Origin of the sequence: Streptomyces sp. C (assembly GCF_000158895.1) — a bacterium.
Classification (GTDB): domain Bacteria; phylum Actinomycetota; class Actinomycetes; order Streptomycetales; family Streptomycetaceae; genus Streptomyces; species Streptomyces racemochromogenes.
The window spans coordinates 193,718-196,676 of sequence record NZ_GG657750.1; the positions used below are offsets into that span (position 1 = coordinate 193,718).

4 protein-coding genes are annotated in these 2,959 nt (G+C 74.9%); 2 read left to right on the top strand and 2 right to left on the bottom strand.

Features of this window, described 5'->3' with window-relative positions; all coding sequences use genetic code 11:
- On the top strand, window positions 1–444 hold a 444-nt coding region (locus tag SSNG_RS01030; protein WP_042800355.1), incomplete at its 5' end, for an immunity 49 family protein.
- Here SSNG_RS01030 and SSNG_RS38955 read toward each other — a convergent pair.
- Both SSNG_RS38955 and SSNG_RS01035 read right to left on the bottom strand, forming a co-directional pair.
- The gene (locus SSNG_RS38955) at window positions 441–608 is read right to left on the bottom strand and encodes a hypothetical protein (protein WP_206731271.1); all 168 of its coding nucleotides are present in this window, start codon (window positions 606–608) and stop codon (window positions 441–443) included. The genes SSNG_RS01030 and SSNG_RS38955 overlap by 4 nt on opposite strands.
- 71 nt (window positions 609–679) lie before the next feature.
- Complete coding sequence (locus SSNG_RS01035) at window positions 680–1,663, bottom strand: TIGR03557 family F420-dependent LLM class oxidoreductase (RefSeq protein WP_007261916.1); 984 nt, start codon at window positions 1,661–1,663, stop codon at window positions 680–682.
- A gap of 268 nt (window positions 1,664–1,931) precedes the next feature.
- Here SSNG_RS01035 and SSNG_RS01040 point away from each other — a divergent pair, with 268 nt between their 5' ends.
- Window positions 1,932–2,957, top strand: a complete 1,026-nt coding sequence (locus tag SSNG_RS01040; protein ID WP_050779817.1) for an NAD-dependent epimerase/dehydratase family protein — start codon at window positions 1,932–1,934, stop codon at window positions 2,955–2,957.
- The last annotated feature ends 2 nt before the right edge of the window (window positions 2,958–2,959 follow it).

The following is a 2,959-nucleotide window of genomic DNA, read 5'->3' on the forward strand; positions in this document are numbered from 1 at the left end:
CTGGCGCTGATCACCGGGGAACGCGAGGACCTCGCCCCGCTGGTCCTGGCCGGCCCGGCGGCCGTCGGTCCCGACCAGGGCGGGTCCGCCGCGTACCGGGAGGCCCTCCACGCCCACCTGCGGGGTGCGGACGCCCGGCCGGCGGCGGAGCGGGCCCTGCGGGAGGCCGCGAAGGCCGAGGGATCGCCCGTGCCGGCGCCTCCGGCCGTCCTGCTGTCGCAGCTCGTGGACGGCGACGAGGAGAGCTTCAACCTGGCCCTCGCCGATGCCCTCGAAGCCCACCGCGACCACTTCCGGGTCGCCGACCGGGCCGACGGACCCGACGCCGCGGTCAGCCTCGACGTCCTGGCGCTGGCCTGCCACGCCCGCCGGCGCGGCTGGGACGTCCGGGTCAGCTCCCCCTACCTGCCCGGGCGCCTGCTCAAGGCCGCCGAAGTCCGCTAGCCGGGGGTACCGGGCGCCTGGCGCAGCCCCGCCAGGAGGCTGTCCAGCGCCTGCTCCGCGCCCTGCGCGTCTCCGCCCCGCGCGATCCAGAGCGCGGCCTCGTTCATGGCTCCCGGGAGGAGCCTGGCCAGGGGCTGGACCGGCTGGTCGTGGACGCCGAGCACCCGCGGCTCGTCGTGGAGGCCGGCCTGGCCCGTAGCCGGGACCCCGGAACCCGGCGGCAGGCCGTACGCCTCTACGCCGCTTCGGCGGATTCGGCGGAGCCGCGGGACAGGGCGGGGAGGACCGTCGTGCGGTAGGCGTCGAAGAACGCGGACTGGTCGGGGCCGATCTGGCCCACGTACACCTCGTCGAAGCCCGCCTCCGCGTAGCGTTCGATGGCCGCGATGTGCTCGGCCGGATCGTCCCCGCAGGGGGTGGACTCCGCCACCTGGGCGCGGGTGACGAGTTGGGTGGCCTGCTCGAAGTGGGCCGGGGTGGGGAGGATCTGCGCGAGTTCGCCGGGCAGCTGTTCGCTCGGCCACAGGCGGTGGACGGTGTCGACGGCCTCGTCACGGTTCTCGTGCCAGCACACCTTCAGCCCGCCGATGACGGGCTTGCCCGTCCCGCCGGCTCCGCGGAAGGCGTCGACCAGTTCGCGGTCGGGTCCCATCAGGACGTAGCCGTCGCCGATCTCCGCCGCCAGCGCCGCCGCCTTCGGCCCGAAGCCGGACACGTACACGGGGGGCGGGGAGTCGGGGCAGGTGTACAGGCGGGCGTTCTCGACCGTGTAGTGCCTGCCGCGGTGGGTGACCCGCTCGCCGCCGAACAGCTCGCGCATGACCTGCACGGCTTCCCGGAGCATGTCCGCGCGTTCGTCGAAGGGCGGCCACGGGTCGCCGTGGACGTGTTCGTTGAGTGCTTCCCCCGAACCGACCCCGAAGCGGAACCGGCCGCCGGTCAGCACGCTCGACGTGGCCGCGGCCTGGGCGGTGATGCAGGGGTGCATGCGTACGGTCGGGCAGGTCACCAGGGTGGTGATGGGCAGGTCGACGGTCTGCGACAGGGCTCCGATGACCGACCACACGAAGGGGCTGTTGCCCTGGGCGTCGTTCCAGGGGTGGAAGTGGTCGGAGATGGCCAGCGAGGTGAATCCGGCGGCCTCGGCCTGCCGGGCCTGGTCGAGCAGCTCGGCCGGGGTGAACTCCTCGCTGGCCAGGAAGTATCCGTAGGACGTCATGGGGCGCTCCTCTTCTCGTCTCGCTCGTACCGCTCGTATCGCTCGTATCGCTCGTATCGCTCGTCGGGGCTCGGTTCCCCCTGCGTCTGCCCCGTGCCCGGGAGGTCACGCCACGCCCGGCCGGTCGCGGGCCGCCGACGAGATCCGGCATCCCGTCCGTTTTCCCGCCTCCGGCCGGGGAAGGCGCCGGTCCTCGGGGAAAAACGAACCGTTCGACGGGAGCTGGTGACATGATCCGGATCCGCCTTCGCCGGGCCGGGTGGCCGTCATGAGGGTCGTCGTGACGGGCGCCACCGGCAACGCCGGCACGAGCGTCGTGCGCGCCCTGGCGTCCGACCCGGCGGTCACGTACGTGCTCGGCGTCGCCCGCCGCCTGCCGGGCCTGGAGATCCGCGGTGTGCACTGGGCGGAGGCGGACGTCGACCCGGGCGGGGCCGATCTCGCCGGGCTGTTCGCCGGCGCGGACGCGGTCGTGCACCTCGCCTGGAAGTTCCAGCCCACGCACGACCCCGTGGAGACCTGGCGCACCAACGTGCTGGGCTCCGTCAGGGTCTTCGAAGCCTGTGCCTTGGCCGGGGTCCCCGCCCTGGTGCACGCCTCCTCGGTCGGCGCGTACTCCCCCGGGCCCGCCGACGGGCGGCCGGTCGACGAGTCCTGGCCGACGCACGGCTGGCCCGGCGCCGCCTACACGCGGGAGAAGGCGTACCTGGAGCGGTACCTCGACGGCTACGAGCTGTCCCACCCGGGCATGCGGGTGGTCCGGATGCGGCCGGGCTTCCTCTTCAAGGCGACGTCCGCCTCGGAGCAACGGCGCATCTTCGCCGGCCCGCTCCTGCCCTGGCGGCTGATCCGCCCCGGCTTCGTCCCCGCCCTGCCCGCCGTCACGGGGCTCCGGTTCCAGGCCCTGCACACCGACGACGCCGCACAGGCGTACCTGGCCGCCGTGGTGCGCCCGGTACGCGGGCCGTTCAACCTGGTCGCCGATCCGGTCCTGGACACGGCGGCCGTGGCGGGGCTGCTGCGGGCCCGTACGGTGCCGCTGCCCGCCGCCGCGGCGCGTGCGGCCCTGGCGGCGGCCTGGAGGATGCACCTCGCGCCGGCCGCCCCCGGACTGCTGGACGCCGTCCTGCGGCTGCCGCTCCTCGACGCGGGCCGGGCCCGGGACGAACTGGGCTGGGTGCCGGCCCGTACGTCCACGGAGGCGATCGGGGCCTTCCTCCAGGGCCTGAGGGACGGCGCGGGGCTGGACACGCCGCCCCTCAGGGGAGCGGCGTCCGGCGCCCGGGGGCGCTAGGG

Coding starts and splice junctions, on each gene's coding strand:
- SSNG_RS01040 (WP_050779817.1), top strand. CDS start 1,932: ATGAGGGTCGTCGTGACGGGCGCCACCGGCAACGCCGGCACGAGCGTC.
- SSNG_RS01035 (WP_007261916.1), bottom strand. CDS start 1,663: ATGACGTCCTACGGATACTTCCTGGCCAGCGAGGAGTTCACCCCGGCC.